Origin of the sequence: Ornithinibacillus gellani (assembly GCF_003730295.1) — a bacterium.
In the GTDB taxonomy this organism is placed as follows: Bacteria; Bacillota; Bacilli; order Bacillales; family Amphibacillaceae; genus Ornithinibacillus_A; species Ornithinibacillus_A gellani.
The window spans coordinates 190,105-216,980 of the sequence record NZ_QTSZ01000047.1 but is presented as its reverse complement, the minus strand read 5'-3'; the positions used below and the strand labels follow the sequence as shown (position 1 = coordinate 216,980).

Here is a 26,876-nt window from a genome sequence, read left to right as displayed (position 1 = left end):
TGTCTTCTCCTTGTCATCATTAAAATGTTTGTTCCCGTTTAAAAACGTTGTTAGCCTATCAAATATATTGGAGAATCGTGGAGCATAACTGGGGGTTTTCAAAGAATTTCTAGTGAATGGAAACAAGAAAAATGGCATCCGCATACGTACACGACATTTTTTGGCCCCAACTAATAATGCTTGGCTTTTCAGCGTAGCTAAGACGTAAAGGAAACTAAGAATAGGTACCCGATTGTCCTGCAACAAAAAAACATCTACCCTTTTAGTTGCTTTAGGATAGATGTTCTATTTTCATGCATTATTTACTTAAGATATTTACTTTTGGCTCAGCAGATGTCCCACTCGATTCCTGATACAGATGACAGGCTACATAATGTTCCTGTTCGACTTCTTGCCAAACTGGTTTTTCTTTGGCACAAATATCCATCGCCATCGGACATCTTGTACGGAATACACAACCACTTGGTGGATTAATGGGGCTCGGTAATTCTCCTTCCAAGATAATTCTTTCTCTGCTTTCTTCAATATCCGGATCTGGAATTGGGATGGCTGATAGCAATGCCCTTGTATATGGATGGAGAGGGCGTTCATATAATTGATCAGCTGCCGTCATCTCTACCATGTTCCCTAGATACATCACACCGATTCGATCAGAAATTTGCTTCACCATGGATAGGTCATGGGCAATGAATAAGAAGGTTAGCCCTTTTTCCACCTGCAGCTCCTTCAATAAATTTACTACCTGTGCCTGTACAGAAACATCCAACGCTGAAATTGGTTCATCTGCGATTATAAAGTCAGGATTTAGCGCAAGTGCTCTAGCGATACCGATTCGCTGCCTTTGTCCACCACTAAATTCATGCGGATAACGATTGGCATGATCACGGTTTAGCCCGACCTCCTCCAAAAGCTGATAAACCCTTTCCAGCTGCTCCTTTTTATTTTTGAAAATACCATGAACCTCCATTGGCTCTGAGATAACCTCTCTTACAGTGGAACGTGGATTTAAAGAGGCGTAGGGATCCTGAAAAATCATCTGCATGCTGCGGTAATATTTAAATTTTTCCTTTGTAGGCAGTTCGTGTACGTTTTTTCCATTAAATAAGACTTCACCCGCTGTACGATCATATAGGGTCATTATCGTTCTCCCAATCGTTGATTTCCCGCAACCGGACTCCCCAACGAGTCCAAAGGTTTCGCCACGATTCACGTGAAAACTAACATCATTTACCGCCTTTAACATGGTTCCCCTACCCATATCAAAATGTTTCTTCAAATGGTTAATTTCAAGAATTCTTTCTACCATTCCGTTTCCTCCTCTAGCCATCCACACAAGTTTTTTCTATGTAAATCAAACGTTTGTTTAGGTTATTTCTGCTGGTACCTTCTGCATTCCTGGTTTATTAAGATTTAGAAGTTGATCTATCGATGGGCTTCCCATGAGGGTTATATGGGGTGTAGCCACACTATAGCTTAAGCTTCATTACAAAAAACATGGCATTCGACTCCTGAATAGAAATAGGAGGAAAAGGTATCTTCATGAAAGATACCTTTTTCCAGCTATGCTTAGAAACGACTTTTTATTGTTGTTTATCCGCATACTTCAAATCCATATATCCAACGGGGTGACGTAGAATACCGGATACTTTATCGGATTCTAACGCTACGGTATTGTAGTAACGAATTGGTAAAATAATCATTTCTTCTGCTAATAGCTTCTCTGCCTCATATAAATACTCCCAACGCTTCTCCTCATCCACTTCAGATTTACCCTTCGCTATCAAATCATCATACTTTTCATTCGAAAAACCAGTTCGGTTCATATATGAATCTGTAATAAAGCTTTCCAAGAAGTTTACAGGGTCATTATAATCATTGATAAAGGAACTACGGGAGAATTGCAGTTCTAAGTCTTGTTGTGCTGCTGAGAAGACTTCCCATTCTTGGTTTTCCAGTTTAATTTCTACACCAAGATTTTCTTTAATCATATCCTGCACTGTTTCAGCAACAGCTTTGTTCGTGTCACTTGTGTTATAGGAAAGAACGACTTCCGGCAACTCATCATAGCCTTCTTCTTTCATACCTTCTTCTAGTAATTGCTTCGCTTTATCTTCATCCAAGGTAACGAGGTCTCCATTGGCATCACGGAAATCGGAACCAGATGGACCAGTGAATCCAGGCGATACAAATCCAAATGCTGGGTCAACACCATTTTTCACAACAAATTCAGCAATGTCCTGTCTGTTAATCGCATATGCAAATGCTTGACGGATTTTCTTATTCTGGAACGGCTCCATCGTTAAGTTGAAGCGATAAAATTCTAATCCACCATAATCTCCGATAAAGACATTATCTCCATCAATTAATTGATCAGACATTTCAGCAGGAATACTCGCCGTATCGAGTTCACCACGTTCAAACATTTGATATTGGGTATTGTCGTCATTTACCATCGCCCAATGAACCTTATCAAGCTTTACCGCATCCGCATCCCAGTATTCTTCGTTTTTCTCAAAAACCATTTCGCTTTCATGCTCCCATTCAGTCAGCTTAAATGGTCCATTGGAAACAAATGAATCAGCTTCTGCATGCCAGGTTGGATTTTCTTCAGCAACTTGATGATGAATTGGGAAGAATGCTGGATTTGTCAGTAAATCTAAGAAGAAACCTGTTGGTGCTTCCAATTCCACCTCTAATGTTTTTTCATTAACTGCCTTTACAGCAACATCGTCAGCAGATCCTTCGCCACTGTTAAAAGCTTCTCCACCCTTAATAAAATAACCTAGAAATGCTGCTGGAGAAGGCGGATCCTGTTCCGGATCCAGCATCAGCTTCCAAGCAAAAACAAAATCCTCTGCTGTGACAGGATCACCATTAGACCAATTAGCATCCTCGCGAATATGGAAGGTGTATGTCTTTCCATCCTCAGAAATATCCCACTTCTCTGCTGCTCCAGGCTGGGCCGTTGATTGCTCATCTAATCTTGTTAAACCTTCCATCAGGTTATTCAACGGTGTCCAAGAGACGGAATCAAAGCCAATCGAAGGATTCAATGACTTTGGCTCAATGCCATTGTTTAAGCGCAATACTTTGCCATCATCCTCATTCTCTGCAGCTTCTGCATCGCCCTCTGCATGATCAGTATTTTCAGCTGGCTCTTCTTTCCCCGCATCATCATTTGCTGTACAGGCCGCCAACATGACGACTGTAAGCAGCGTTAGTAAAAACAAGAGCATCTTTTTCAATTCGTTTTCCTCCCTTTATTTTTTTGAACAAATAACTTGTCAACCATGTATTATGATTCCGACAAACAAAACTATTTGGGTGATGAGGTGGCTAAAAGCTTTTTAGCTCGTTCATCCTGCAACCAGCAATCCACCTGATGTGATGGACTGAGTGACGTTTTGACTGGATGTACATGCGTGCACACTTCCATCGCATAGGCACATCTGGCAGCAAATGGACAACCTTCTGGTGGTGAAAATAAATCTGGAGGTGTTCCTTCAATAGCCGCTAACTTCCCCCCCTTCAAGTCCAAGCGGGGAACGGACCGCAGCAAACCTTTCGTATACGGATGTTCCGGTTGATAAAATATTTCACGTTTGGTTCCAACCTCCACTATTTTCCCCGCATACATAACTGCAATTCGGTCCGCTATTTTCGCAACAACGCCAAGGTCATGGGTAATTAAAATAATCGATACACCCGTTTGTTTTTGAATTTTTTCAAACAGTTCCAAAATCTGTGCCTGGATGGTAACATCTAATGCTGTTGTTGGTTCATCAGCAATCAATAGCTCTGGTTCACAAATTAAGGCAATGGCAATAACAATCCGTTGGCGCATCCCCCCACTAAATTGATGGGGATACTGTTTTAAGCGTTCCTCAGGATTCGGTATCCCAACAAGATCCATCATTTCCAATGCGCGACGCTTTGCTTCCTGACCAGTCACCTTTTGATGCTCATATAATCCTTCCATGAGCTGCGTACCAATCGTCAGGGTTGGATTAAGTGCTGTCATTGGATCCTGGAAAATCATCGATATATCAACTCCGCGGATATTTCGCATTGCTTTTTCTGATAGCGATACAAGATCTTCCCCTTTAAAACGAATCATCCCTCTCGTAATTTTGCCTGGCGGGCTGGGAATAAGTCGCATAATCGCATTGGAAGTAACGCTTTTACCACAACCTGACTCACCAACAATGGCTAATGTTTCCCCTTCATTTACATATAAATCAACTCCGCGAACAGCCTTTACGGTGCCCCCATAAGTTGTGAATGTCACGTGCAGGTCTTGCACCTCTAGCATTCGTTCTCCTTCCACCAATGAACACCTACTTTCTCAATTTAGGGTCTAAAGCATCCTGTAAGCCATCCCCTAATACGTTAAACGCGAACATGGTAAATGATATAAAAAACGCTGGGAAAAACAATGTCCACCAATTCCCCGATAATATAGCGCCTAAAGAATCATTTGCCATCACACCCCAACTTGCTACCGGTGCTTGGATACCAAGTCCAAGAAAGCTAAGGAATGCTTCAGCAAAAATTGCCGATGGAACGGTTAATGTCATTTGTACAATAATAGGTCCCATTGTATTCGGCAATAAATTTTTCCGGATAATCCTTGACGTTTTCGTTCCAAATGATTTCGAGGCAAGCACAAATTCATAATTTTTTATTTGTAACACTTGCCCTCGTACAATCCGTGCCATTCCCACCCAGCCTGTTACCGTCAAAGCAATAATAATGGTTGTCAAGCTGGGACCTAGCACAACAAGCAACATAATGACAACGAGTAAATACGGCAGACCGTAAAGTACTTCAATGATGCGCATCATGATATTATCTGTTCTTCCGCCTTTATAGCCTGAAATGCCACCATAAATAATACCGATGGTGACGTCGATAATTGCAGCCATCAAACCAACAAATAAGGAAATACGTGCTCCATACCATGTCCTGGTAAATACATCTCTACCGGCTCCATCTGTTCCAAACCAATGTGCTGCAGAGGGAGGCTGATATTGACTGGGCAAATCCTGCTTGTTCACATCATATGGCGAAAAGACTGGCCCAAAAATAGCCATCACCCCAAGTAATATAAGAAATACAAGCCCCATCATGGCTAACTTGTTTTTAACGAGTCTTCGCCATGCGTCCTTCCAGTAGGATAAGGATGGCCGTGCTACAACCTCCGCTGCTTCCATATCCTTTCCTTTCCATTGAAACCATTCGTCTGGTACAGATGCATGACGATTCTTCTTCTGAATGGCCTTCATCCTAGTCCCCTCCTTTTTTATGGAACTTAATGCGAGGGTCAAGAATGCCGTACGCAATATCCACTAAAAATAGCATGACAATCAAAAACACACTGTAAAAGACGGTGGTACCCATGATGACAGGGTAGTCCCGGTGGTTAATACTTTCCACGAAGTATTTACCCATTCCCGGTATGGCGAAGATTTTTTCGATTACAAATGAACCAGTCAATACACCAGCAACAAGTGTCCCCATAATCGTAATAACTGGCATTAAGGCATTACGGAGTGCATGCTTAATAATGATTTTCCAAGGGGAAAGTCCTTTGGCACGAGCCATTTTGATATAATCCTGAGTCAGGACTTCTAGCATTGTCGAACGTGTTAGACGTGCAATAATCGCCATTGGTCCTGTAGCTAATGCAAATACAGGCAGAACCATATGGGCTGGGCTCGACCAGGTGGCGACCGGAAAAATTTCCCAATTTACTGCTAACTGCTGAATGAGCAAAGTTGCCAAAATGAAGTTCGGTATAGATATGCCAAGGACGGCGAGCCCCATTGCCAAATAATCAATGATACCGTTATGCCGCAATGCCGCAATAATCCCTAGAATAATACCGGATAAGACGGCAACCGCAATCGAGATAATACCGAGCTCAAATGAAATGGGAAAGCCTCTACCTAGTAAATCATTCACGGATTGATGTGGTTTGGATATGGACGGTCCAAAATCAAACGTGGCAATTGATTTAATATATTCGAGATACTGTATGTATTTCGGTTGATCCAAATTGTAATGCTTATTTAAATTTGCTTGTACGATTTCATTAGACGAACTTTCACTATTAAATGGTGACCCTGGTACACTAACCATGAGAATAAAGGTCAGTGTAATAATGATCCACAGGGTAACGAGCATAATTGCCAGCCGTTTTAATATGTAGCGCAGCATCGCGTTCTCCCCCATCTTGATCTGTTTTTTATCTTCTCGCTATCAGGCGATATAAGAATGCGCTTTCATTTTATCGTTCTATCATTTCTTTAAATAACGATACAGTTCCAGACCTATTTTCTGGATAACTGATTGCGCCGCTAATTTGTCCAGTCCCTGAGAAAGGATGGCTGCAACCAGCTTCCTTTGGCCTACATACAATATACCTACATCATGTAAAATGCCTTGAACACTTCCTGTTTTATGCGCGATTTCCCATACTGGTATCGTGCCTACAATAGATTGATTCTGCTCAGGTAACAGCGCCGGCAAACAGTCCTGCAATTGCTGTTTTTTTAGGATATCAATCATTCTTTCCGAGGCCTGCAAGGAAATCATATGTCCTTGTGCTATCTCCGTTAGTAAACGCCCCATATCTACCGCAGTAATAAGATTCGGACCTTTCCGTTTTGCCGGTACAATCATCAGCTTATTATAAAAGCTGGTACCTTCGAAACCATGCACTTTCAGATATTGTTGAATTGTTTTTATTCCAACCAAATCGACTAATATATTTGTTGCAGTATTATCACTTTGAATAATCATAAGCATCATTAAATCATAAACTGTCAGCTCTGTTCCAGGAGTCATATGCTGCAGCACACCTGCACCGCCAACCAGGTCTTCTTTTTTTAGGATCAGCTTGTCACCAAGTTGAAACTTGCCTGATTCATGTGCTTGCAGGACAGTTGCCATAATGGGTATCTTCATAATACTTGCTGCTGTGTATGGTTGTGTCTCATTCATTCCCCAACTGCTTCCATTATCCAAATCCATTAACATGATTCCCCAGCTTCCACCAGCTGCATCACATAATGCTTCAATCCGTTGCTGGACATCTCTCATCCCATGTACCCCCCATCAGGAAAATGCTGTATGTAATGCTAATTCCGTCATGGCAATCATGGCCCGATAGGCTTCTATCATGTCTTTTGCCTGAAATTGCACGATAGTGGTACCTTCCACTATTTCAGTCCCTGGTATTAAATGGGCCCACTCCGCCTGCCCGTAATTACAAAATTCTATTTTTAAAATCGGTCGTTCTGGTGGTATAAGCGGTTTTACCTGGTTTCTGTTTGCTAGTGCTTGTTTCGTTTTTTCCGTTAACAGTTCTCCCGCTTTTTTAGGAGTCATACTTTTCACTGCCGAACGGGAAACCGTTTCTTTCACACAAGCGGTCGTCACATTTGGTATTATTTCTTCTGCTTCCTTTATCGCTTGGTCATCCCCTGCGACGAGTAATACTGGTACACCGTAATACCCGGCAACATATGCATTCATACCAAGCTCTCCCAAAGGAATATCATTGATATAGAAATGACGTACGGCATGGACCATGGAATGTGACATTACCCCAAAGCTGCCTGCACGCGCATGATAGCCGATAAACATTGCACCATCATAATCATCATTCAAGCCCTGCATCATCGAAAATGGTTTTACATCACCACTGATTAATGTTACATCGGAATGAAGTTCATCAATGAGCAGATTATTCATTTTGGAATGGCTGTCATTGATAACGATGTCAGAACAGCCATTTTCAAAAGCTGCTTGGGATACATAATTCGCTTCTTGTGTCATTATTTTTCTTGCGCGCTCATAATTATGAAATTTTGAATCAACATATGTATGATCTGGTAAGCCGGTAATTCCTTCCATATCGACTGATAAATAAAGCTTCATCACATGGCTCCTAACAATCCTCAATTTTTGTACAATATTATCATATATTAAGGATAATTAAAAGATGAAATAGTATGATATTTTAAAATAGTGGGTATTTTATCATTTCCTATCGAAGGAATCATGTGCGCTCAGACTGAACACACAGCGGATTCGTATGACATATTTACGTACTTAAAACATATATATGGGATACCTTTATTAAAAACAACAAAAGCACGCAAAAAGAATTTATACAATTCCTTTTGCGTGCTTTATATGCCATTTATGATTTAGGACTTAAGACAATTTTGCAATCATATCGGATGGTTGTTCGCTGTTTTCTGTTTGTTGAGCGGAAAATGGTTCAACCAAATCGCCTTCTTCATTCACGCGTTCAATATCAGCACCAAGTCTTGCCAGCTTGCCTGCAAAATCGACATAGCCACGATCTAAATGCTTTAATTCAGTAACACGTGTCAACCCGCCCGCACGAAGACCAGCCAAAATTAAGGCTGCAGCTGCACGTAAATCTGTTGCAGCAACTTCTGCACCTTGTAGCTTTGAAGGACCTTCCATAATAACGCTTCGGCCTTCTATCTTCATTGTCGCGTTCATTCTGCGAAATTCTTCAACATGCATAAAACGATTTTCAAAAACTGTTTCTGTTAATACGCCTGTACCCTCTGCACAAAGCATCAATGCCATCATTTGTGACTGCATATCTGTTGGAAAACCAGGGTACGGTAAAGTTTTGATGTCTGTCGCTTTTAATGTTTCAGGTCCAATGACACGAATACCATTGTTTTCTTCTTCTACCGTGACATTCATTTCCTGAAGCTTTGAAATAACTGGACGTAGATGCTCACTCATTGCATTCTCTACAAATATATTCCCCCCTGTAATCGCTGCTGCTACCATAAAGGTACCAGCCTCAACACGGTCTGGAATCACAGCGTGCTCTGCACCAGATAGCTTTTCCACCCCTTCAATGCGGATAGTTTCTGTACCTGCGCCAATAATCTTTGCGCCCATTTTATTTAAGTAATTCGCTAAATCAACAATTTCTGGTTCTTTGGCACAGTTTTCCAAAATGGTTTTGCCATCAGCTAAAGCGGCAGCCATCATGATATTTTCTGTGGCACCTACACTTGGCATATCCAAGTAAATCTTTGCACCTTTAAGACGCCCATTTACACGAGCTTCTACAAAGCCATTACCTACTTCTACACTAGCCCCCATCGCTTCAAAACCTTTTAAATGTAAATCAATCGGACGAGAGCCAATCGCGCAACCACCTGGTAAAGCAACCTTTGCGTGGCCATAGCGCGCTAGCAGCGGCCCCAATACGAGTACAGAGGCACGCATTTTACGGACATATTCAAATGGAGCTTCCGTTTTTAAACGTTTAGATGCGTCGACAGTTACTGTATTATTTTCAAAATGTACATCTGCTTCCATATTACGGAGTACTTCATTGATTGTATATACATCTGCAAGAACTGGAACGTCATGAATGACGCTTTTCCCTTCACTAGCAATCAAACTTGCTGCGAGTACTGGCAGTACAGCGTTCTTTGCTCCTTCTACTTTAACGGTACCATGTAAACGTTGTCCGCCTCTTACGATGATTTTTTCCATATTTCAAATCTCCTTCAGTTCCAATTTCACTATATTAATATTCATTGATTAGGATAGGTGTTCCAATCGTGTACTTTACCTGTCCTGATGCGTTAATCATTTCGACTAGCTGCAAGTTTACGGGCTTGTCATTCATCTTTACCGTATGACTCCATAAAGGTGTATACCCGTAAATCATTTTTTTATGCTTCGATTTCTTAACATTGTCGACTTGAGTCGATATATGTACCAAATCAAGTTCGTTCTTTAGCATACCTAAAAACACATCACTGCTCATTATACCATCAATGTCAGTTGTCAGACAAGCATATAATTTAGCTGAATTTGTGAACCATTTATGTCTTTTTGTTTCCTTCCATTCCGCATATGCATTTGCAAGATCTTCCGACCAAGATTTCCCTTGCAGGGTTGCAATGATTTCAAAGTCCTGCGCTGTACTTTTCGGTATTACTACCGTATAGTATTCGACAAAATCTGTTTCAACTTGTCCGTCTTGGAACACATACTTTACGCGAAGCTCGTCCTCATCTTTTGTAAAGGAGAATTCTTTTTTGAGGCGGTACAACATGTCATGTAATTCTGATGGATGTTTTTTTTCTTTGATGAGCACCTCCCAGTTTTCTATGTTTAGTTCTGCTTGTGTAAAAATTTCCCCTAATTGCTGCATTGCATCTCTATTTATATCCTTTGCCAAAACCGTATTAATAACCATTGTAAACACGAAAAAAATTGCTAATATTTTTTTCATAAAAAAACGCTCCCCTCGACTGTATTTACAGTATGGGCGAACGTAATATGTTGTATACCTATTATACGAGAATCATAGTTTAATAGACCTTTTACTATATTTCCTGGGTCATTTTGTTTTTTCATTAAAACAGATACATCATATCCTTTGTCCATTGTAGTATATCTAAGAAAAATCGGCTGACTCCTGTACCGATTACAATCGCAATGAATAATAACATGATCTGCGCTTCCTTTGCTCTCCCCTTACGAATAAATGTTTCCAGATTGAATACTTGAAGCAATCTCCAAGCAAACCAAATAAATATTAAATGAGAAAAAATTCCCGTTATCGCTAATTGTCCAATTGAATACATATAACCACCCTAAATTATTATTCCAGCATGCGATTTTCTTCAGCTCTTGTTGTTCTTTGTCAACGTGTTAAGGATTAGAAAACAATGCAATTGCTATCGTATACTAGTTGTAACTTTGCCAGTTTTGCTGCTTCTTGTCAATTGAAAGCATTTTAATCGTAACATGGTGAATCTTGAACTGGATATTTATCCATTTCCCGGGAAATATCGACAGGTGATGATGAAGATTTACATTTTCAATCAAAGGTATGGTGCGTGTACCTACATAATAGTCGTGATTTGATTTTATAAAATATACTTCAATCAGTGGGGTTCCCGCACTTCCGCTACTGATTGTTAGCTAGCCTTTACTGGCTGTTGAACCCCCCTTACTATTCTTGTGATTAACAATAAATCTTGAACATGGGGAACTTACAGCCAGTTCATCTGTGGATAAATGTTTTTCTTTTCCAATGAAGGAATTTTATCCTTCACTCACTTAAGGGAATGAAATCAAAAAAACCCTTCTGGCCAGGAGACCGTGAAGGGTTTTTTGATTAATTACTGACATCCAGTCTATTCATTGCTCGTTTGAGTGCCAATTCTGCCCGATGAAAATCAATATGATCCTGCTTCGTTTGTAGTCGACTTTCTGCGCGCTCTTTCGCTTTGCGGGCACGTTCGACATCAATTTCAGCAGGTTTTTCGGCAGACTGTGCTAAAATGGTAATCTTATCCGGACGAACCTCTAGGAAGCCTCCGTTGATTGCTAATCGATCAACATCATTGCCGCGTTTTAAACGGACAGCACTAATCGTTAAAGGGGCAACCAATGGAATATGTCCTGGTAAGATACCAAGCTCTCCATTTTCTGCTTTACAGCTTACCATTTCATATTTATCTTCCAAAACCGGACCATCAGGAGTTACAACACTCACCGTTAGTGTTTTCAATGAAACCCCTCCTTGAAGACAACCGGAAATGACAACAAGTGCCATCCATTGCTATGCCGGCTAATTGTCTTATCCTGATATTAAGCCAAGCTTTCGGCCTTTTCTACAACTTCTTCAATACGTCCTACAAGACGGAATGCATCCTCTGGTAGGTCATCGTATTTTCCTTCCAGAATTTCCTTAAAGCCTTTTACAGTTTCGCTAACAGGAACATAAGAGCCCGGTTGACCAGTAAACTGTTCAGCTACGTGGAAGTTCTGAGATAGGAAGAATTGTACGCGACGTGCACGGGATACAACAAGCTTATCCTCATCACTTAGCTCATCCATACCTAGGATGGCAATGATATCCTGCAGCTCACGATAACGCTGCAATGTCCGCTGTACTTCACGGGCAACTTCATAATGCTCGTCTCCAACTACTTCCGGGTCTAATGCACGTGACGTGGAAGCAAGTGGATCCACAGCTGGGTAAATACCCTGCTCGGAAAGCTTACGATCCAAGTTAGTCGTTGCATCCAAGTGTGCAAAAGTTGTGGCTGGTGCAGGGTCGGTATAGTCATCTGCTGGTACATAAATTGCCTGAATAGATGTAACAGAACCTTTATCGGTAGATGTAATACGCTCCTGCAACTGACCCATTTCTGTTGCAAGCGTTGGCTGGTAACCAACCGCAGAAGGCATACGGCCTAATAAAGCTGATACCTCTGAACCTGCTTGTGTAAATCGGAAAATATTATCAATAAAGAACAATACGTCCTGACCTTGCTCATCACGGAAGTATTCAGCCATTGTCAATCCAGTCAAGGCTACACGCATCCGCGCTCCAGGTGGCTCGTTCATTTGTCCAAATACCATAGCGGTTTTTGAAATAACGCCTGAGTCTTTCATTTCATAGTAAAGGTCATTACCTTCACGTGTACGCTCACCAACACCGGCAAATACAGAAATACCTCCGTGCTCCTGCGCGATGTTGTTAATTAATTCCTGAATCAATACCGTTTTACCTACACCGGCACCACCGAATAGTCCAATCTTACCACCCTTGATATAAGGAGCTAGTAAGTCTACTACTTTAATTCCAGTTTCCAAAATTTCTGTTTCAGTTGACAGGTTTTCAAATTTTGGAGATTCACGATGGATTGGGTCTAGTCTTGTTTCAGCTGGTAAAGCCTCATCCAAGTCAATGTTTTCACCTAATACGTTAAATACACGACCAAGTGTTATTTCTCCAACTGGAACAGAAATCGGTCTACCTAAGTTTTCCACTGTCATTCCACGCTTTACGCCATCAGTTGATGACATGGCAATTGTACGGACAGTATTGTCTCCCAGGTGAAGCGCAACTTCAAGCGTCAATTCTGTGTTCGCCTGATCTGCTCCTTCTGTTTCCACTTGGACAGTCAATGCATTATAAATAGCTGGAAGCTGGTCATCGTCGAATTTTACGTCAACAACCGGTCCCATTACCTGTGTAACATGTCCTTTGTTCATCGATTTCCCTCCTAACGTACTTGCGAATGGCTCCTTGGAGCTCTATTCTAATGCAGCTACCCCACCAATAATTTCGGTAATTTCTTGAGTGATTGCTGCCTGGCGTGCTCGGTTAAAGGACAGTGTCAAATCATCAATCAATTCCTCTGCATTATCCGTAGCACTACGCATTGCCGTCATACGTGCCGCATGTTCACTGGCTTTTCCATCCAATAACGCACCATATATCAAGCTTTCTGCATATTGAGGAAGCAATACTTCCAAAATTTGCTCTTGATTTGGTTCATATTCGTACTGGCTGCCAGGTGCAGTTCCTTCTGTACCGAAGTCTGTAATCGGCAATAATTTATTTGTTGTAACCTCTTGTGAAATCGCACTGATGTAATGGTTATAAATAATAACCAATTCATCAATTTCTTCATCCGTAAACATTTGCACTGTCTCTGATGCGAGCTCTTTAATATCTGCAAAGCTAGGCTGATCAGCTAGACCAAGAATACTCTTGGCAACTGGCATATTGCGCTTACGGCAAAATTCATATCCCATTCGACCAATCGCGATAACGGTATACTCGTTCTCGGATTGGTGACGTTCGGTAACTGTTTGATGCAGTTTTCGTAACACGCTACTGTTATATGCACCTGCAAGACCACGGTCTGAGGTAATAACAAGATAGCCTGTCTTTTTAATATCACGCGTTTTTAACATCGGATGTTCTGCATCCACACTGCTAGATGCGATTTGTGCAACTACTTCCTTTATTTTTTCGCTGTATGGTACAAATGCACGTGCATTCATTTCAGCTTTACTCATTTTGGAAGCAGAAACCATTTCCATCGCTTTGGTAATCTGTTTCGTTTTTGTTGTGGAATTAATCCGATTTTGTATGTCTCGAAGTGATGCCAAGCTTATTCACCACCCTTTCATTTAAAAGGTTGCTTGTTTCATATCGTATCAATATGGAATGGATAGCGACCGGAATGCCGATACATTTCGCGTCGCTTTCCTATATTTATTGTTTATTTATGTTCAGTCGGTAAGAAGGTCTTCTTAAATCCTTCAATTGCACCGTTCATTTCGCTCTCATCAGCTAGCTTGCCTGTTTCGCGAATCGTTGTAAGTAATGCTTCTGAATTCTGATCCATCCATAGGTGGAATTCTTCCTCAAAGCGTGTGATATCTTCTACAGGAACATCGTCCAAGAATCCACGTGTCAAGGCATATAGAATCATAACCTGCTTTTCAACAACAAGTGGCTTATGCAGACCTTGCTTCAATACTTCAACTGTACGCTGACCACGGTTTAGCTTCGCTTGTGTTGCACTATCCAAATCAGATCCAAACTGTGCAAATGCTTCTAGTTCACGGAAGGAAGCCAAGTCCAAACGCAATGTACCAGCAACCTTCTTCATCGCACTAATTTGTGCGGAACCACCAACACGGGAAACGGATAGACCCGCATTGATTGCAGGACGTACGCCCGAGAAGAATAGGTCAGACTGCAAGAAGATTTGTCCATCAGTAATGGAAATAACGTTTGTTGGAATATAAGCAGAAATATCGCCCGCTTGTGTTTCAACAAATGGAAGTGCTGTTAAAGAACCTCCACCCAGTGCGTCACTTAGCTTCGCTGCACGCTCCAATAGACGGGAGTGCAAGTAGAAAACGTCACCTGGGAAAGCCTCACGACCTGGTGGTCTCCGAAGCAATAAGGAAAGTTCACGATAAGCAGCAGCTTGTTTAGACAAGTCATCATAGACAACAAGCACGTGCTTGCCATTGTACATAAACTCTTCACCCATGGATACACCAGCATATGGTGCTAAGTATAGTAGTGGAGCAGGATCAGATGCACCTGCAGACACAACAATGGTATAATCCAATGCGCCATAACGGCGGAAGGTTTCAACTGTACTTCTAACTGTAGATTCCTTTTGTCCGATTGCAACATAAATACAAATCATATCCTGATCTGCTTGGTTCAAAATCGTATCTACTGCAACGGTTGTTTTACCAGTTTGACGGTCTCCAATGATAAGCTCACGCTGACCACGACCAATTGGTACAAGTGCGTCAATCGCTTTAATACCTGTTTGTAATGGTTCATGAACGGATTTACGAGCCATTACACCAGGTGCTTCTGATTCAATTGGACGTGTTTTGGATGTTTCGATTGGACCACGACCATCAATTGGTTGTCCTAGTGGGTTCACCACGCGTCCTAATAATTCCTCACCAACAGGTACTTGCATGATACGTCCAGTACGGCGAACCTCATCGCCTTCCTTAATGTCGCGATATGGACCAAGAATAACGATACCGACGTTGCTCTCTTCCAGGTTCTGCGCCATACCCATGACGCCATTAGAAAACTCAACAAGCTCACCGGCCATGACATTGTCCAGCCCATGAGCACGTGCGATACCATCCCCGATTTCAATAACCGTGCCGACATCGCTAACTTCAATATCTGAATCGAATGTTTCGATTTGCTGTTTAATCAGCTTGCTAATTTCTTCAGCTTTTATGCTCATACCATTTCACCCCTATCATCAATTGTTCGCTGTAACAATTTCCCGTTCTATGCGATTCAGCTTGCCTTTAATGGATCCATCAACAATGGTATTACCCATTTGAACTCTGATACCACCAATAATAGAAGGATCAAGCTTATTTTCTAACTGGATTGCATGCTTGTTGAATCGCTTAGCCAATGTAAGTTCCAGTTGTTTTTGTTCTTCATTCGATAGCTCGCGCACCGAATAAACGGTTGCTTCAGCTACTCCCTTTGCTTCGTTCATACGAAGCACAAGCTGGTCCGCAATCGCTGGAATTACATTGATGCGATGACGTTCAACCAACAGCTTTAATAAATTTTTAACATGTATATGGACATCCTGAAACACTTCATCCAAAAATTGTTTCTTTTTTTCATTTGAAATGCGTGGATGCTCCAAGAAATCAGTCAGTTGATTTGTTGTAAGAAAAACCGTACGAACCTGCTTTAATTCTTCAGAAAGCTGGTCCAAGTTGGCTTGTTCTACACCGAGTTGGAAAAGAGCATCTGCATAACGTTTGGCAACTACTGCTTCACTCATCGCTCTTCTCCTACCTCTTTAATATAATCATGAATCAGCTTCTCCTGATCCTGTGCACTAATTTCTTTTTCAATAACCTTGCTCGCAATCAGAACAGATAGGGATGCAACCTTATCCTGTAATGCTTGTAATGCCTTTTCCTTTTCGTTCTGAATTTCTTCTTGAGCTGCTTTCTTAATGCGATTAGCCTCTTGACGAGCAGATTCGATAATATCTTGCTCTTGACGAACACCTGCTGTCTTTGCATCCTCGATAATCGCTTGTGCTTCTTGCTTCGTTTGCTTCAGCTGTTCTGCTGCTTCAGCTGCAGCTTTTTCCGCTTCCGCACGGCTTTTTTCAGCAGCGTCTATTTCATTTGCGACATATTCTTCCCGCTTTTGCATCATATCCATGACCGGTCCCCAAGCAAATTTGCGAACCAATACGATGAGAATTAGAAAGAAGAATAATTGCATGAGCATATCTCCTACGTTGAAACCCCATACTGCATTTAGTGTAGATACACCAGTAAATGCCTGCACATCATTCACTCCTTTCGCCAACATTCATAAACAATAGCGTCGATACATTTGTTATCGTCATTTCCAAGCATAAACAACGGCGAAGATTCGAGAATCAATGAACTTCGCCATTTTAAGAGTTGTATTACATTACCATTAATGCGATAACAACAGCAATGATCGGCATCGCTTCAACCAACCCGATACCAATAAACATTGTTGTTTGCAATTGTCCACGAAGTTCTGGCTGACGTGCAATCCCTTCTACTGTTTTACTAACGATTAACCCGTTACCAATACCTGCACCAAGTGCACCTAATCCTACTGCGATTGCAGCTGCTAAAGCTGTCATAATATAATTCCTCCTCTAAAATGGTTGTAAAATGTAGTGATAATTCCCGGTTTTAATAATGGTTATCAAAACTGGTTAATTAACAAAAATTAATGATCCTCGCTGACTTTATGCGAGATGTACACCATGGATAGCATGGTGAAGATAAATGCTTGGATTCCTCCGATAAACACACTGAAACCTTGCCATGCAAGAAACGGAATAAATCCTCCAATAAATCCAAACACTCCAGAAGTTGTTAGTCCTACGAGTAGCGCAAGCAGCACTTCACCCGCATACAAGTTACCAAATAAACGCAGACCGAGTGTCAGCGTATTGGCAAACTCCTCGATGATTTTAATTGGAAATAGGAACCACATCGGACGGAAGTAGTCTTTGAAGTACTCTTTTCCGCCTTTCATTTTCACGCCATAGAAATGAGATAATACAATTACCATTCCTGACAGTGTCAATGTAAGTGCCGGATCGGCTGTTGGCGATTTCCACCAAACCTCTCCTTGATACACACCATTCGTGATGACACCAAGCATATTTCCCACAAGTATGTATGTGAATAATGTTAGTGCCAGTGGCAAAAAGGTTTTGCCTGTTTTCCAATCCATTGTGTCATTGATGATTCCCTTGACAAACTCCAGAATCCATTCCATGAAGTTTTGTGCACCAGTTGGCTTCATTTGCAGTTTTCGTGCTCCTAACACACATAGCACAAAAACAACCAGTGTCGTTACAAAAATCATGAATACGTTGGACAGGTTAAAATCGAGCCAAGAAATACCAAAAACATTTTCTAACATTGGTGCTCCGTGATCCACCTTATTCACCCCTTTTCCAAGCGCTATTCCTTGCTCCTGTAAAAAATAAAATCAAGCATAATGACGAGGTAGGACGTCATCAACCCAATAATGACGGCAATCATATCCACATGCTCTTTAAAGCGGATTGCCAGGATAACTGCCAGTGCAGCCGCAGCAAATCGAGAAATCATACCAAGACCTTTCGGACGCGTTTGTTTAACAACCGCTTCTGAAAAATCATCAATCTTCCGCTGCAACAAATAAAGATTATAGAAACTGACTGTACTTCCCAATAAAAGCCCAAAAAAAATATGCTTGTACGGGGTCAATGCAGCCCCTAACACTAGGATTGAGAGAAGATAGAGCATCCATTTCCTTTGGCGTTTCACCATGTTTTCATATTGCGACATGTTTTCTGCTTCTCCCCACGTTTCAAGCATTTCCTTCCATGATTCATCCCAAATCTCCAAAGCTGTATGGAATAATTACGAAATGATACCGGTAACCGATTCATACCAAGAAAATGCATCTTTATAATTATGTAGGTTTTCCTATAAGAAAGCATATTTCGAGCATTATATTGAAAACCTTATCATTCTACACTAAGAAGTGTACCGTAGCAACAACTCAATGTCAATCGGTTTATGGTTTCACAAAAATGGAAATTAACAGGGGTGAATTCGTCATTTTAACCGCTGTGAACGGGGTATTTTCGACGGGTAAATCCCATCACTTTCGCTTTTGTGAAACAAGCCGCTTTTTATTTTTCAATAAAGAATGATATCGAACAGTCATCCCACGGATAATTCTACAATATCCTTGCATTGGGTTTCGCGTGAATAATTGACATTTCTGTGAACAAATTGTTCATATATCAACTTTACACTACAATCATAGTGGAATGCTTTCTATTCGACAATTTTTTGTAGATCGTAAGGAATTTTTGGTAAATCGTATAGGTTAGGATAATGGTACGTATATCAAGACTCAGTTCGTCCCAGCTGGATTATTTGGAGGATCAGAGGGGGAATCGTTTAGTTTTAAGCTTGCGATGATGGATTTTTTGACGATTCGAGTGGTTTCGTTTAGTTTTAGGCTTGCGATGGCGAATTTTTTGACGATACGGAGTGATCCGTTTAGTTTTATACTCTCGATGGCAGATTTTTTGACGATTCGGAGTGATTCGTTTAGTTTTATCCTCTCGATGGCGAATTTTTTGACGATTCGGGTGAATCAGTTTAGTTTTATCCTCTCGATGGCAGATTTTTTGACGATTCGGAGTGATTCGTTTAGTTTTATTCTCCCGAAGGCGGATTTTTTGACGATACGGAGTGATTCGTTTAGTTTTAGGCTTGCGATGGCAGATTTTTTGACGATACGGGCTCTTCCGTTTAGTTTTATCCTTCAAAAGACGAATTTTTTGACGAGTGCCGAGGCTATTCCCCCCTAATGCGCTGCGTTTTTTTCAATTGTGAGATAGGCAAAATACATCTTTTGGGTTATTACGCTTAACTTATCTTCACGGTTACTATACAAAACATGAGGCTATCCACATATGTTCACCGATATTTGATGTTCAGGGCGCTTTAGGTTCATGTTCACTTTTTCAATTACAAAATGAACCCAGCGCGCCCTGACTTCTTAATGTTCATCCAATAAGATTCAACTGGATTCATCATCCGTTTTCTCATACGTTTCATTTTCAATAAGTAATGGGGTTGGTTCTGTTTTCCAAGTTCCATCTGTGAGCTGTATGGTGATGAGTGCTGTATAAAACCCGGATTCCCCTACTTCATCTGCAGTAAGTTCTCCTTCGTTCATGCCAACAGCTGGGTCATCAATTAAGAGTAGTCTTCGATCATACATCAGCGTATCGGGATTATATAAATGAACCGCTACCTGCTCCACATCCTTTGTTACATAAATTTGATAGCTCCATGTCTTTGGTTGATAAGCATTTGGGGAAATACCAAATCCCATCGCCTTTGGATAGCTTGCTTCCGGATGTACCAAAACATATGGAAGGGAAATCGTTTCTGTAGAGCCGTTTAATGTGAGCCAGCCTTGATGTATGTTATCTTTAAGCAATGTTTGCTTAAGCCTGGTATCCACTGTCATTGTGCGCATCTCATTTCCCTGCAATTCAAAGGTTAGTGGTAGCTGCCAGCTTATGCCAGGTTGGACATGGGGAATGGAAAAAGAATAACGTATCGGATCATCTGTAGTATTTTCAATCTTTAGCTGTATTTTCTTATCATCAAAAGCTCCTTCAGGCATTCCGATGGCAAAAGAGGAATTGTAGACGATAGTACGAGCTTCAATCGCTCGTTTTGGTTGTGCCAATCCGGTTCCTTGCACAATAGGATCTAACCATTCATTCTCCTCATTATACATTTGTTTTGCAGTTGTTTTTAATGCCGCAATTATTTTCTCATTGGACCAGTCCGGATGCGCCTCTTTCAAAAGCGCGGTGGCACCCGCAATATGTGGAGCGGCCATACTTGTTCCCTGTAGCGCTTGGTAACCGCCTGGAACGGTACTGACAATATTTGTTCCAGGTGCAATTAAGTCTGGTTTTAAATCCCAATTTGCTACAACTGGACCTCTGGAACTAAAAGAAGCAACACCCGGATTAAAAGTTCGTTCTTTCGTTTCCAAATAAATTTGTTTCGTTTGTGCTACCTCACGCAACGATTTTGCCTGCTTGGTGGAAATATTGGCGATTGGAACCTGAAATGAAATGGCAGTCCAGTCTATGGGTGGACGCTCTGTATCCTCTATCGTTTTTTCAATCAAAATCGCAACGACATCTGATTGCTCTGCTTGCTGGACATGCTTTAAAATATTTTTTTGCTTATCAGAAATAAGGAGTATATGTCCAGTGGCCTCTTGAGGCGATTGTGTAAATGGGTAATCCTTTTTCAAATCCCATACTGGAGATCCTTGGATGGGCTGGATAGGAATATGTTTTTCTGTGTTTGGTTCAACTAAGTAAGGAAGCTTGCTTGTATGAGCGGCCGCACCTACTGATAATGCTTTTGTTGCAGTTGCAGGTGCACCAACCGTCCAATTGTCCGGTCCGCTATTTCCTGCTGCGATGACGACAAGCACACCAAGCTCCATCGCTCGATTTACAGCCATACTTGTCGGAAAATCGGGTCCATTAATCGCATTACCAAGTGATAGATTCATGATGTCCATGCCATCCTTCAAAGCTTCTTCCATAGCAGCTATGACTTGAATCGACGTACCTGTACCGCCTGGACCCAATGCCCGATAAGCATATAAACTAGCATCTGGCGCCACGCCCTGTACATCGCCATTTGCGGCAATAATTCCCGCTACATGAGAACCATGTAAAGTGGGCTTTCCTTCTTCTATCGTTGTTTCCATCGGATCATCATCTAAATCAACCAAATCATATCCTCCAGCATAATTTTTTTCCAAATCTGGATGGGTATAATCTATTCCAGTATCAATTACACCAATTTTCACCCCTTTACCAGTATAGCGCGTATCATTCATCACATGGGGGAATACAAGGTCAGGAAGTTTGTCTTCCAGCTCTGTAACGGTTGGAGCAGGTGATCCATTTGTCCCTGTATCGATTTGGTACACTGTGGTCGGATGTACGGCTTTCACGAACGCTAGTGTCGTCATTTTTGCCAGCTGTTTCGGTTCGCCTTGAAGCGCCAACCCAGTTAACAACTGATCATAAACTGCTACCACCTGAACCTCCGGATGGTACTTTGTTATGTATTGTTCATGCTCATGTGGATCTCCCTCTACCTCCACGATGATAGCATCCTTTGTTTTTTCTAATGCAGCAACAGGCGGAGTATATAAGTAAGTAAGACCAGTCAAAAATACAATCAGCAGGATAAATTGTAGCAGTTTACGCATGTGGGCTTGCTCCTTTTTTTCATTAGCTTTAACTGGAGACAAACTCCTTATGCAATAGAATTCAGCACGAATACAATTTTTTAACTTAAAAAACCCTTCCACACGAGGTAGAAGGGTTTTATCCATCATTGAAAGTATTTCGTTATTTCATCGGCAATACGTCTTGAAGCTTGGCCATCTCCATATGGATTGGATGCTTTTGCCATGGCATCATGAGCCGCTTCATCTGAAAGCAATTCATTGGCCATGTTGAAAATCGTATCCTCATCTGTTCCCGCCAGCTTCAAAGTGCCTGCTTTAATTCCTTCTGGACGTTCTGTTGTATCTCGTAATACCAATACCGGCACACCAAGTGATGGCGCTTCCTCTTGAAGCCCGCCCGAATCCGTTAAGATTAAGTATGATTTAGCCATAAAATTATGAAAATCTACCAATCCCAATGGTTCAATGATTTCAATCCGTTCATCGTCTCCCAGGATTTGATTGGCAGTTTCCCGCACAACTGGATTCATGTGGATCGGATAGATCACATGAATATCATCATGGGTTTCTACTAATCGTTTAATAGCGCGGAACATTTGCTCCATATTACTGCCGAGATTCTCACGACGATGAGCCGTCATGAGGACAAGTCGCTTATCGCCCATTTTTTCCAAAATTGGATGCGAATAATGCATATCCACAGTGGTTTGCAGCGCATCGATTACGGTATTACCAGTTACGGATATACGATCAGCTGGCTTATTTTCATTTAATAAATTTTGTTTCGATAGTTCCGTAGGTGAAAAATGCAAATCGGCCATGATGCCTGTGAGTTGACGATTCATTTCTTCGGGATATGGTGAATATTTATTCCACGTCCGTAAACCAGCTTCCACATGTCCCACTGCAATTTGATTATAAAAAGCGGCAAGTGATGCAGCGAAAGTCGTCGTTGTATCCCCATGGACGAGAACGATGTCAGGTTTCGCTGTTTTCATGATGTCGTCCAGACCTTCCAGCACTTTGGTCGTTATCTGGGCGAGTGTCTGCTTCTGTTTCATAATATTCAAATCAAAATCTGGTGTAATTTGAAATACTTGTAGCACCTGATCAAGCATTTCCCGATGCTGGGCAGTCACTGCAACGATTGCTTCAAATTCATCTGATCTACTTTGCAATTCCTTTACAAGTGGTGCCATTTTAATTGCTTCCGGTCTTGTCCCGAAAATCGTCATTACCTTTTTGCGTTTCCCCATATTAGCTGTCACTCCTGCTCCAACAGACACTAGGCGAGCCTGCCTAATAGTCCGATTGATTGATTCATGCAACTTTTTCCATTATTACTTTGTTCCGAATAAACGGTCTCCAGCGTCACCAAGTCCTGGAACGATATAACCGTGGTCATTTAATTTTTCATCCATTGCTGCTAAGTAAATATCGACATCTGGATGCTCCTGCTGAATACGTTCCACACCTTCCGGGGCACCAACAAGACACATTAAACGAATCTGTTTGCCACCACGTTTTTTCAAGGAATGAATCGCATCATTTGCAGAACCACCAGTTGCAAGCATTGGATCTAGTACGATCAACTCACGTTCGGAAATGTCCTTTGGCAATTTGATATAGTATTCAACTGGCTCCAGCGTTTCAGGGTCACGGTATAAGCCAACATGTCCGACACGGGCGGCCGGAAGCAAATTAAGCATGCCATCAACCATTCCCAATCCAGCACGTAAAATTGGAATGAGACCGATTTTTTTACCAGCTAATACTTTTGCCTTTGTTTCCATCACCGGGGTTTCCACAGTTTGATCTTGAAGTGGAAGGTTTCTTGTAATTTCAAATGCCATTAGCATAGCAACCTCATCTACCAGCTCTCTAAATTCCTTTGTGCCAGTATTTTTATCGCGAATATATGTCAGCTTATGCTGAATGAGTGGATGATCCAGTACGTGAACATTTCCCATTTTGTTGATCCTCCTTCAAATTATTCCATTCTTTTTCATTCACATTGCAGTTAGCAGACTAGAGATATTATCCCCATCTGTCAAAATTCTACAATGAATCCATCTTTAAAATTGTACAGAAAATCGTCATGACTTTCAAGAAAACGTATCATGGATAGAAAAATTTCATACATACAGCCTTAAACACACGGAAAGGAGGATACTCCAATAGAGCATCCTCCTTTATTATGCATATAGTGGGAATTTAGCAGTTAGTGCACTAACGCGTGCCGCCGCTTGTTCCAATACAGATTGATCCTCATGATTTTTTAAGGTTAAGGAAATAATTGCAGCGATTTCCTGCATTTCTTCCCCTTGGAAGCCACGTGTCGTAACGGCAGCTGTTCCAATGCGAACGCCACTTGTTACAAATGGGCTTTCCTTATCAAAAGGAATCGTATTTTTATTTGTTGTAATACCAATCTCGTCCAATACTTCCTCAGCAATTTTCCCTGTTAAACCAAGCTGGGAAACATCTAATAATAGTAGATGATTGTCTGTACCACCAGAAACAATGCGGATACCTTCTTCAGTTAAAGCATCAGCAAGCGCTTTGGCATTTTCAATAATATGTTTGGCATAAGTCTTGAAATCATCAGATAATGCTTCTTTAAAGGATGTAGCCTTTGCTGCAATGACATGCATTAATGGGCCACCCTGCATTCCAGGGAATACGGTTTTATCAATTTTTCGGCCAAATTCTTCTTTACATAAAATCATACCGCCACGTGGGCCACGCAAGGTTTTATGTGTTGTCGTTGTAACAAAATCCGCGTATGGAACCGGATTTTGATGCAAACCAGCTGCAACCAATCCTGCAATATGTGCCATATCAACCAATAGATAAGCACCTACTGCGTCTGCAATTTCACGAAATTTAGCAAAATCGATTGTACGTGCATATGCACTTGCACCTGCAACGATTAATTTTGGCTTCACTTCTTTAGCTTTCTCCAAAACTACATCATAATCAAGCTCTTCTGTTTCTTCATTCACACCGTACTCTTCGAAGTTGTATAGCTCTCCACTAAAATTAACTGGGCTACCATGTGTCAAATGACCACCATGACTTAAATTCATGCCCAGCACGGTATCACCTGGCTTCAAAACTGTAAAATAAACCGCCATATTCGCTTGAGCGCCTGAATGGGGTTGTACATTCACGTGCTCCGCTCCGAATAATTCTTTGGCTCGATCACGTGCAAGGTTCTCCACGACATCCACGTGCTCACACCCACCATAATATCTTCTACCTGGATAACCCTCTGCATATTTATTCGTCAATACAGAGCCCATTGCCTCCATAACGGATTCGGATACGAAGTTTTCTGAGGCAATCAGTTCAATTTTTTCCTGCTGACGCTTTTTTTCCGCCTGAATTGCATTAAATAAATCCTGATCTGTCTGCTTTACATGGTTCATTATGTATACCCTCCTGTACATATTACATCCAATTATAGTGGAAACCGTCCCATTTGGGAATGCATCCCTACCAACTCTTTTATTCTATCTAAAAAATCAAAATTGGTCGACCATAAAGTGAAACTTCAATCAGTGGGGGTTTTATGCACTTCACCCACTGATTGTTAGTTGAACCAATCAGGCCTTTACTGACTGTTGCGCCCCCCACTTATCATTCTTGTTATCAACTAAAATTCTTGGTGGGGGGGCTTACAGCCAGTTAATCTGTGATAAAGTTATCATGAACGAAAATAGCTCCTTAATCGTAATTTCGTAGGTTGATTTGGCAATACTGAGTACAAAAGAAATACAAATCAGAGCTACATTACGAAAGGGGCCATTAATATGAAGGATAACACAAAATACGTAGGTTTAGACGTGTCTAAGGAAAAAATTGCAGTTGCGGTTGCTGATGAGGGAAGAGCGGAACCAAGATATTACGGAATGATTCCAAATTCACCGGCAGCGATAAGAACGGTAATGAAGAAATTAGGAAATCCTGATAATTTAAAGGTATGTTATGAAGCTGGTCCAACGGGCTACGGTATTTATCGCTATCTATTTAGTTTAGGAATAGATTGTGAGGTAATTGCACCAGGACTAATTCCCAAAAGACCTGGTGACCGTGTTAAAACAGATCGTCGTGATGCCTTGCGTTTAGCTACACTATATCGCGCAGGCGAACTGACACCTATTCATGTTCCTACAGAAGAGGATGAGATATTAAGGGATTTAGTTCGTGCAAGAGAAGACACAAAAGAGGATTTATTACGTGCAAAACAACGTTTGACGAAGTTCCTATTACGTCGTGATATCAATCCGCCAAATACAATTAAGAAGAAGTGGACCTATGCCTATCGGGAGTGGTTAGATAAACTCTCCTTTGAATCATCCACTTTAAACATTGTTTTTCAAGAATACCTTCAACAATTGGTAGAACTTGAACAACGAATGCAACGTTTTGAAAAAGAAATTCAAAAGCAAGCGGAAGAGGGATTTCATGCCCCTATGATTCAAGCACTTCAGGTGTTGAGAGGGATAAGTGTCCTTTCGGCTACTGCTTTAGTCGCTGAGATTGGTTCATTTCGTCGATTTAAAAAGGCTGGTCAATTTATGGCATACAATGGGTTAGTTCCAAGTGAGGAATCCAGTGGTGAAATTAGGAAACAAGGAAAAATTACAAAAACAGGAAATAAGCACGTTCGATGGTTATTAATTGAGTCTGCTTGGAGTTATCGATATAAACCTGTGGTTAAAGGCAATTTAAAAAAACGACAGGAAGGACAACCTGCTTCTATTACCGCCATATCTTGGAAGGCACAACAACGTTTACACAACAAATTTAATCGTTTGATCGGAAGGGGCAAAGCCCCCGGAAAAGCCATTACTGCGGTGGCTAGAGAATTAGCTGGATTTATTTGGGCAATTGCAAATGAAGTAGAGTTAGCTAGGGATAAAGAAAAGAACGCAGCATAAAACAAAATGATAAAAATTTATTTCGGAACAAGATATTTTTAAATAGGGAAAGATGGATTTAAACATAGGGCTCGAAGGCAAAGTCAAAAACCGGAAAGGAGAATCCACGAGTTTCACTTGTGACAGTTGAGAATTTGAACTGACTCACGCATAAAGTTCGCGGAAGCTCCCCAGACGGAAAGATTAAATGTGAAAACCCACGGATATCA

General features: G+C 41.3%; 25 protein-coding genes. 2 read left to right on the top strand and 23 right to left on the bottom strand.

The window, feature by feature from the left end; genetic code table 11:
• Positions 1-298 precede the first annotated feature (298 nt).
• The 19 genes from DX933_RS14590 to DX933_RS14500 form a co-directional block, all read right to left on the bottom strand.
• A complete protein-coding gene (locus DX933_RS14590) occupies positions 299-1,306 on the bottom strand; it encodes an ABC transporter ATP-binding protein (RefSeq protein ID WP_123317163.1) in 1,008 nt (335 codons plus the stop codon).
• 274 nt (positions 1,307-1,580) lie between these two features.
• Positions 1,581-3,236: a peptide ABC transporter substrate-binding protein gene (locus tag DX933_RS14585; RefSeq protein WP_123317218.1), complete on the bottom strand. Its 1,656-nt coding sequence runs from the start codon at positions 3,234-3,236 to the stop codon at positions 1,581-1,583.
• A gap of 80 nt (positions 3,237-3,316) precedes the next feature.
• The gene (locus tag DX933_RS14580) at positions 3,317-4,312 is read right to left on the bottom strand and encodes an ABC transporter ATP-binding protein (protein WP_123317217.1); all 996 of its coding nucleotides are present in this window, start codon (positions 4,310-4,312) and stop codon (positions 3,317-3,319) included.
• A 25-nt stretch (positions 4,313-4,337) separates the two neighbouring features.
• Positions 4,338-5,285, bottom strand: a complete 948-nt coding sequence (locus DX933_RS14575; protein WP_123317162.1) for an ABC transporter permease — start codon at positions 5,283-5,285, stop codon at positions 4,338-4,340.
• Position 5,286: 1 nt separating this feature from the next.
• A complete protein-coding gene (locus DX933_RS14570; RefSeq protein WP_123317161.1) occupies positions 5,287-6,219 on the bottom strand; it encodes an ABC transporter permease in 933 nt (310 codons plus the stop codon).
• A gap of 81 nt (positions 6,220-6,300) precedes the next feature.
• Positions 6,301-7,104 (bottom strand): serine hydrolase, encoded by an 804-nt coding sequence (locus tag DX933_RS14565; protein ID WP_123317160.1) that lies wholly within the window; start codon positions 7,102-7,104, stop codon positions 6,301-6,303.
• A 15-nt stretch (positions 7,105-7,119) separates the two neighbouring features.
• Entirely contained in the window at positions 7,120-7,944 is an 825-nt protein-coding gene (locus DX933_RS14560) for a M55 family metallopeptidase (RefSeq protein ID WP_123317159.1), read from the bottom strand.
• A 279-nt stretch (positions 7,945-8,223) separates the two neighbouring features.
• Positions 8,224-9,564, bottom strand: coding sequence for a UDP-N-acetylglucosamine 1-carboxyvinyltransferase (gene murA / locus DX933_RS14555; protein ID WP_123317158.1), 1,341 nt, complete (start codon positions 9,562-9,564; stop codon positions 8,224-8,226).
• A gap of 34 nt (positions 9,565-9,598) precedes the next feature.
• Positions 9,599-10,312: a YwmB family TATA-box binding protein gene (locus tag DX933_RS14550; RefSeq protein WP_123317157.1), complete on the bottom strand. Its 714-nt coding sequence runs from the start codon at positions 10,310-10,312 to the stop codon at positions 9,599-9,601.
• Positions 10,313-10,436: 124 nt separating this feature from the next.
• The gene (locus tag DX933_RS14545) at positions 10,437-10,667 is read right to left on the bottom strand and encodes a DUF1146 family protein (protein WP_123317156.1); all 231 of its coding nucleotides are present in this window, start codon (positions 10,665-10,667) and stop codon (positions 10,437-10,439) included.
• A gap of 536 nt (positions 10,668-11,203) precedes the next feature.
• Positions 11,204-11,599 (bottom strand): F0F1 ATP synthase subunit epsilon, encoded by a 396-nt coding sequence (locus DX933_RS14540; RefSeq protein ID WP_123317155.1) that lies wholly within the window; start codon positions 11,597-11,599, stop codon positions 11,204-11,206.
• An 80-nt stretch (positions 11,600-11,679) separates the two neighbouring features.
• On the bottom strand, positions 11,680-13,092 hold the full coding sequence (gene atpD / locus DX933_RS14535; protein WP_123317154.1) for a F0F1 ATP synthase subunit beta: 1,413 nt from the start codon (positions 13,090-13,092) through the stop codon (positions 11,680-11,682).
• A gap of 42 nt (positions 13,093-13,134) precedes the next feature.
• Positions 13,135-13,998: an ATP synthase F1 subunit gamma gene (gene atpG, locus DX933_RS14530; protein ID WP_123317153.1), complete on the bottom strand. Its 864-nt coding sequence runs from the start codon at positions 13,996-13,998 to the stop codon at positions 13,135-13,137.
• Between the two features lie 113 nt (positions 13,999-14,111).
• Positions 14,112-15,626 (bottom strand): F0F1 ATP synthase subunit alpha, encoded by a 1,515-nt coding sequence (atpA, locus tag DX933_RS14525; protein WP_123317152.1) that lies wholly within the window; start codon positions 15,624-15,626, stop codon positions 14,112-14,114.
• An 18-nt stretch (positions 15,627-15,644) separates the two neighbouring features.
• On the bottom strand, positions 15,645-16,190 hold the full coding sequence (locus DX933_RS14520) for a F0F1 ATP synthase subunit delta (RefSeq protein WP_123317151.1): 546 nt from the start codon (positions 16,188-16,190) through the stop codon (positions 15,645-15,647).
• The gene (gene atpF, locus DX933_RS14515) at positions 16,187-16,711 is read right to left on the bottom strand and encodes a F0F1 ATP synthase subunit B (RefSeq protein WP_123317150.1); all 525 of its coding nucleotides are present in this window, start codon (positions 16,709-16,711) and stop codon (positions 16,187-16,189) included. The genes DX933_RS14520 and atpF overlap by 4 nt, the downstream gene beginning before the upstream one ends.
• 124 nt (positions 16,712-16,835) lie before the next feature.
• Entirely contained in the window at positions 16,836-17,042 is a 207-nt protein-coding gene (atpE, locus tag DX933_RS14510) for a F0F1 ATP synthase subunit C (RefSeq protein ID WP_123317149.1), read from the bottom strand.
• 89 nt (positions 17,043-17,131) lie between these two features.
• Complete coding sequence (gene atpB / locus DX933_RS14505; protein WP_123317148.1) at positions 17,132-17,854, bottom strand: F0F1 ATP synthase subunit A; 723 nt, start codon at positions 17,852-17,854, stop codon at positions 17,132-17,134.
• A 23-nt stretch (positions 17,855-17,877) separates the two neighbouring features.
• On the bottom strand, positions 17,878-18,276 hold the full coding sequence (locus DX933_RS14500) for an ATP synthase subunit I (protein ID WP_223805980.1): 399 nt from the start codon (positions 18,274-18,276) through the stop codon (positions 17,878-17,880).
• A gap of 623 nt (positions 18,277-18,899) precedes the next feature.
• Here DX933_RS14500 and DX933_RS14495 point away from each other — a divergent pair.
• On the top strand, positions 18,900-19,286 hold the full coding sequence (locus DX933_RS14495; protein WP_145962283.1) for a hypothetical protein: 387 nt from the start codon (positions 18,900-18,902) through the stop codon (positions 19,284-19,286).
• A gap of 212 nt (positions 19,287-19,498) precedes the next feature.
• Here the strand turns inward: DX933_RS14495 and DX933_RS14490 are convergent, their stop codons facing one another.
• The 4 genes from DX933_RS14490 to DX933_RS14475 form a co-directional block, all read right to left on the bottom strand.
• Complete coding sequence (locus DX933_RS14490; RefSeq protein ID WP_123317146.1) at positions 19,499-21,739, bottom strand: S8 family peptidase; 2,241 nt, start codon at positions 21,737-21,739, stop codon at positions 19,499-19,501.
• A 125-nt stretch (positions 21,740-21,864) separates the two neighbouring features.
• On the bottom strand, positions 21,865-22,977 hold the full coding sequence (wecB, locus tag DX933_RS14485; protein WP_123317145.1) for a non-hydrolyzing UDP-N-acetylglucosamine 2-epimerase: 1,113 nt from the start codon (positions 22,975-22,977) through the stop codon (positions 21,865-21,867).
• An 84-nt stretch (positions 22,978-23,061) separates the two neighbouring features.
• Positions 23,062-23,691: a uracil phosphoribosyltransferase gene (gene upp / locus DX933_RS14480; protein ID WP_123317144.1), complete on the bottom strand. Its 630-nt coding sequence runs from the start codon at positions 23,689-23,691 to the stop codon at positions 23,062-23,064.
• A 225-nt stretch (positions 23,692-23,916) separates the two neighbouring features.
• Positions 23,917-25,152 (bottom strand): serine hydroxymethyltransferase, encoded by a 1,236-nt coding sequence (locus DX933_RS14475; RefSeq protein WP_123317143.1) that lies wholly within the window; start codon positions 25,150-25,152, stop codon positions 23,917-23,919.
• A 384-nt stretch (positions 25,153-25,536) separates the two neighbouring features.
• On the opposite strand from DX933_RS14475, the gene DX933_RS14470 reads away from it, so the two are divergent.
• Complete coding sequence (locus tag DX933_RS14470) at positions 25,537-26,667, top strand: IS110 family RNA-guided transposase (RefSeq protein ID WP_123317142.1); 1,131 nt, start codon at positions 25,537-25,539, stop codon at positions 26,665-26,667.
• Positions 26,668-26,876: the final 209 nt, after the last annotated feature.

Coding starts and splice junctions, on each gene's coding strand:
- DX933_RS14590 (WP_123317163.1), bottom strand. CDS start 1,306: ATGGTAGAAAGAATTCTTGAAATTAACCATTTGAAGAAACATTTTGAT.
- DX933_RS14585 (WP_123317218.1), bottom strand. CDS start 3,236: ATGCTCTTGTTTTTACTAACGCTGCTTACAGTCGTCATGTTGGCGGCC.
- DX933_RS14580 (WP_123317217.1), bottom strand. CDS start 4,312: ATGCTAGAGGTGCAAGACCTGCACGTGACATTCACAACTTATGGGGGC.
- DX933_RS14575 (WP_123317162.1), bottom strand. CDS start 5,285: ATGAAGGCCATTCAGAAGAAGAATCGTCATGCATCTGTACCAGACGAA.
- DX933_RS14570 (WP_123317161.1), bottom strand. CDS start 6,219: ATGCTGCGCTACATATTAAAACGGCTGGCAATTATGCTCGTTACCCTG.
- DX933_RS14565 (WP_123317160.1), bottom strand. CDS start 7,104: ATGAGAGATGTCCAGCAACGGATTGAAGCATTATGTGATGCAGCTGGT.
- DX933_RS14560 (WP_123317159.1), bottom strand. CDS start 7,944: ATGAAGCTTTATTTATCAGTCGATATGGAAGGAATTACCGGCTTACCA.
- murA (WP_123317158.1), bottom strand. CDS start 9,564: ATGGAAAAAATCATCGTAAGAGGCGGACAACGTTTACATGGTACCGTT.
- DX933_RS14550 (WP_123317157.1), bottom strand. CDS start 10,312: ATGAAAAAAATATTAGCAATTTTTTTCGTGTTTACAATGGTTATTAAT.
- DX933_RS14545 (WP_123317156.1), bottom strand. CDS start 10,667: ATGTATTCAATTGGACAATTAGCGATAACGGGAATTTTTTCTCATTTA.
- atpD (WP_123317154.1), bottom strand. CDS start 13,092: ATGAACAAAGGACATGTTACACAGGTAATGGGACCGGTTGTTGACGTA.
- atpA (WP_123317152.1), bottom strand. CDS start 15,626: ATGAGCATAAAAGCTGAAGAAATTAGCAAGCTGATTAAACAGCAAATC.
- DX933_RS14520 (WP_123317151.1), bottom strand. CDS start 16,190: ATGAGTGAAGCAGTAGTTGCCAAACGTTATGCAGATGCTCTTTTCCAA.
- atpE (WP_123317149.1), bottom strand. CDS start 17,042: ATGACAGCTTTAGCAGCTGCAATCGCAGTAGGATTAGGTGCACTTGGT.
- DX933_RS14500 (WP_223805980.1), bottom strand. CDS start 18,276: ATGCTTGAAACGTGGGGAGAAGCAGAAAACATGTCGCAATATGAAAAC.
- DX933_RS14490 (WP_123317146.1), bottom strand. CDS start 21,739: ATGCGTAAACTGCTACAATTTATCCTGCTGATTGTATTTTTGACTGGT.
- wecB (WP_123317145.1), bottom strand. CDS start 22,977: ATGGGGAAACGCAAAAAGGTAATGACGATTTTCGGGACAAGACCGGAA.
- upp (WP_123317144.1), bottom strand. CDS start 23,691: ATGGGAAATGTTCACGTACTGGATCATCCACTCATTCAGCATAAGCTG.
- DX933_RS14475 (WP_123317143.1), bottom strand. CDS start 25,152: ATGAACCATGTAAAGCAGACAGATCAGGATTTATTTAATGCAATTCAG.
- DX933_RS14470 (WP_123317142.1), top strand. CDS start 25,537: ATGAAGGATAACACAAAATACGTAGGTTTAGACGTGTCTAAGGAAAAA.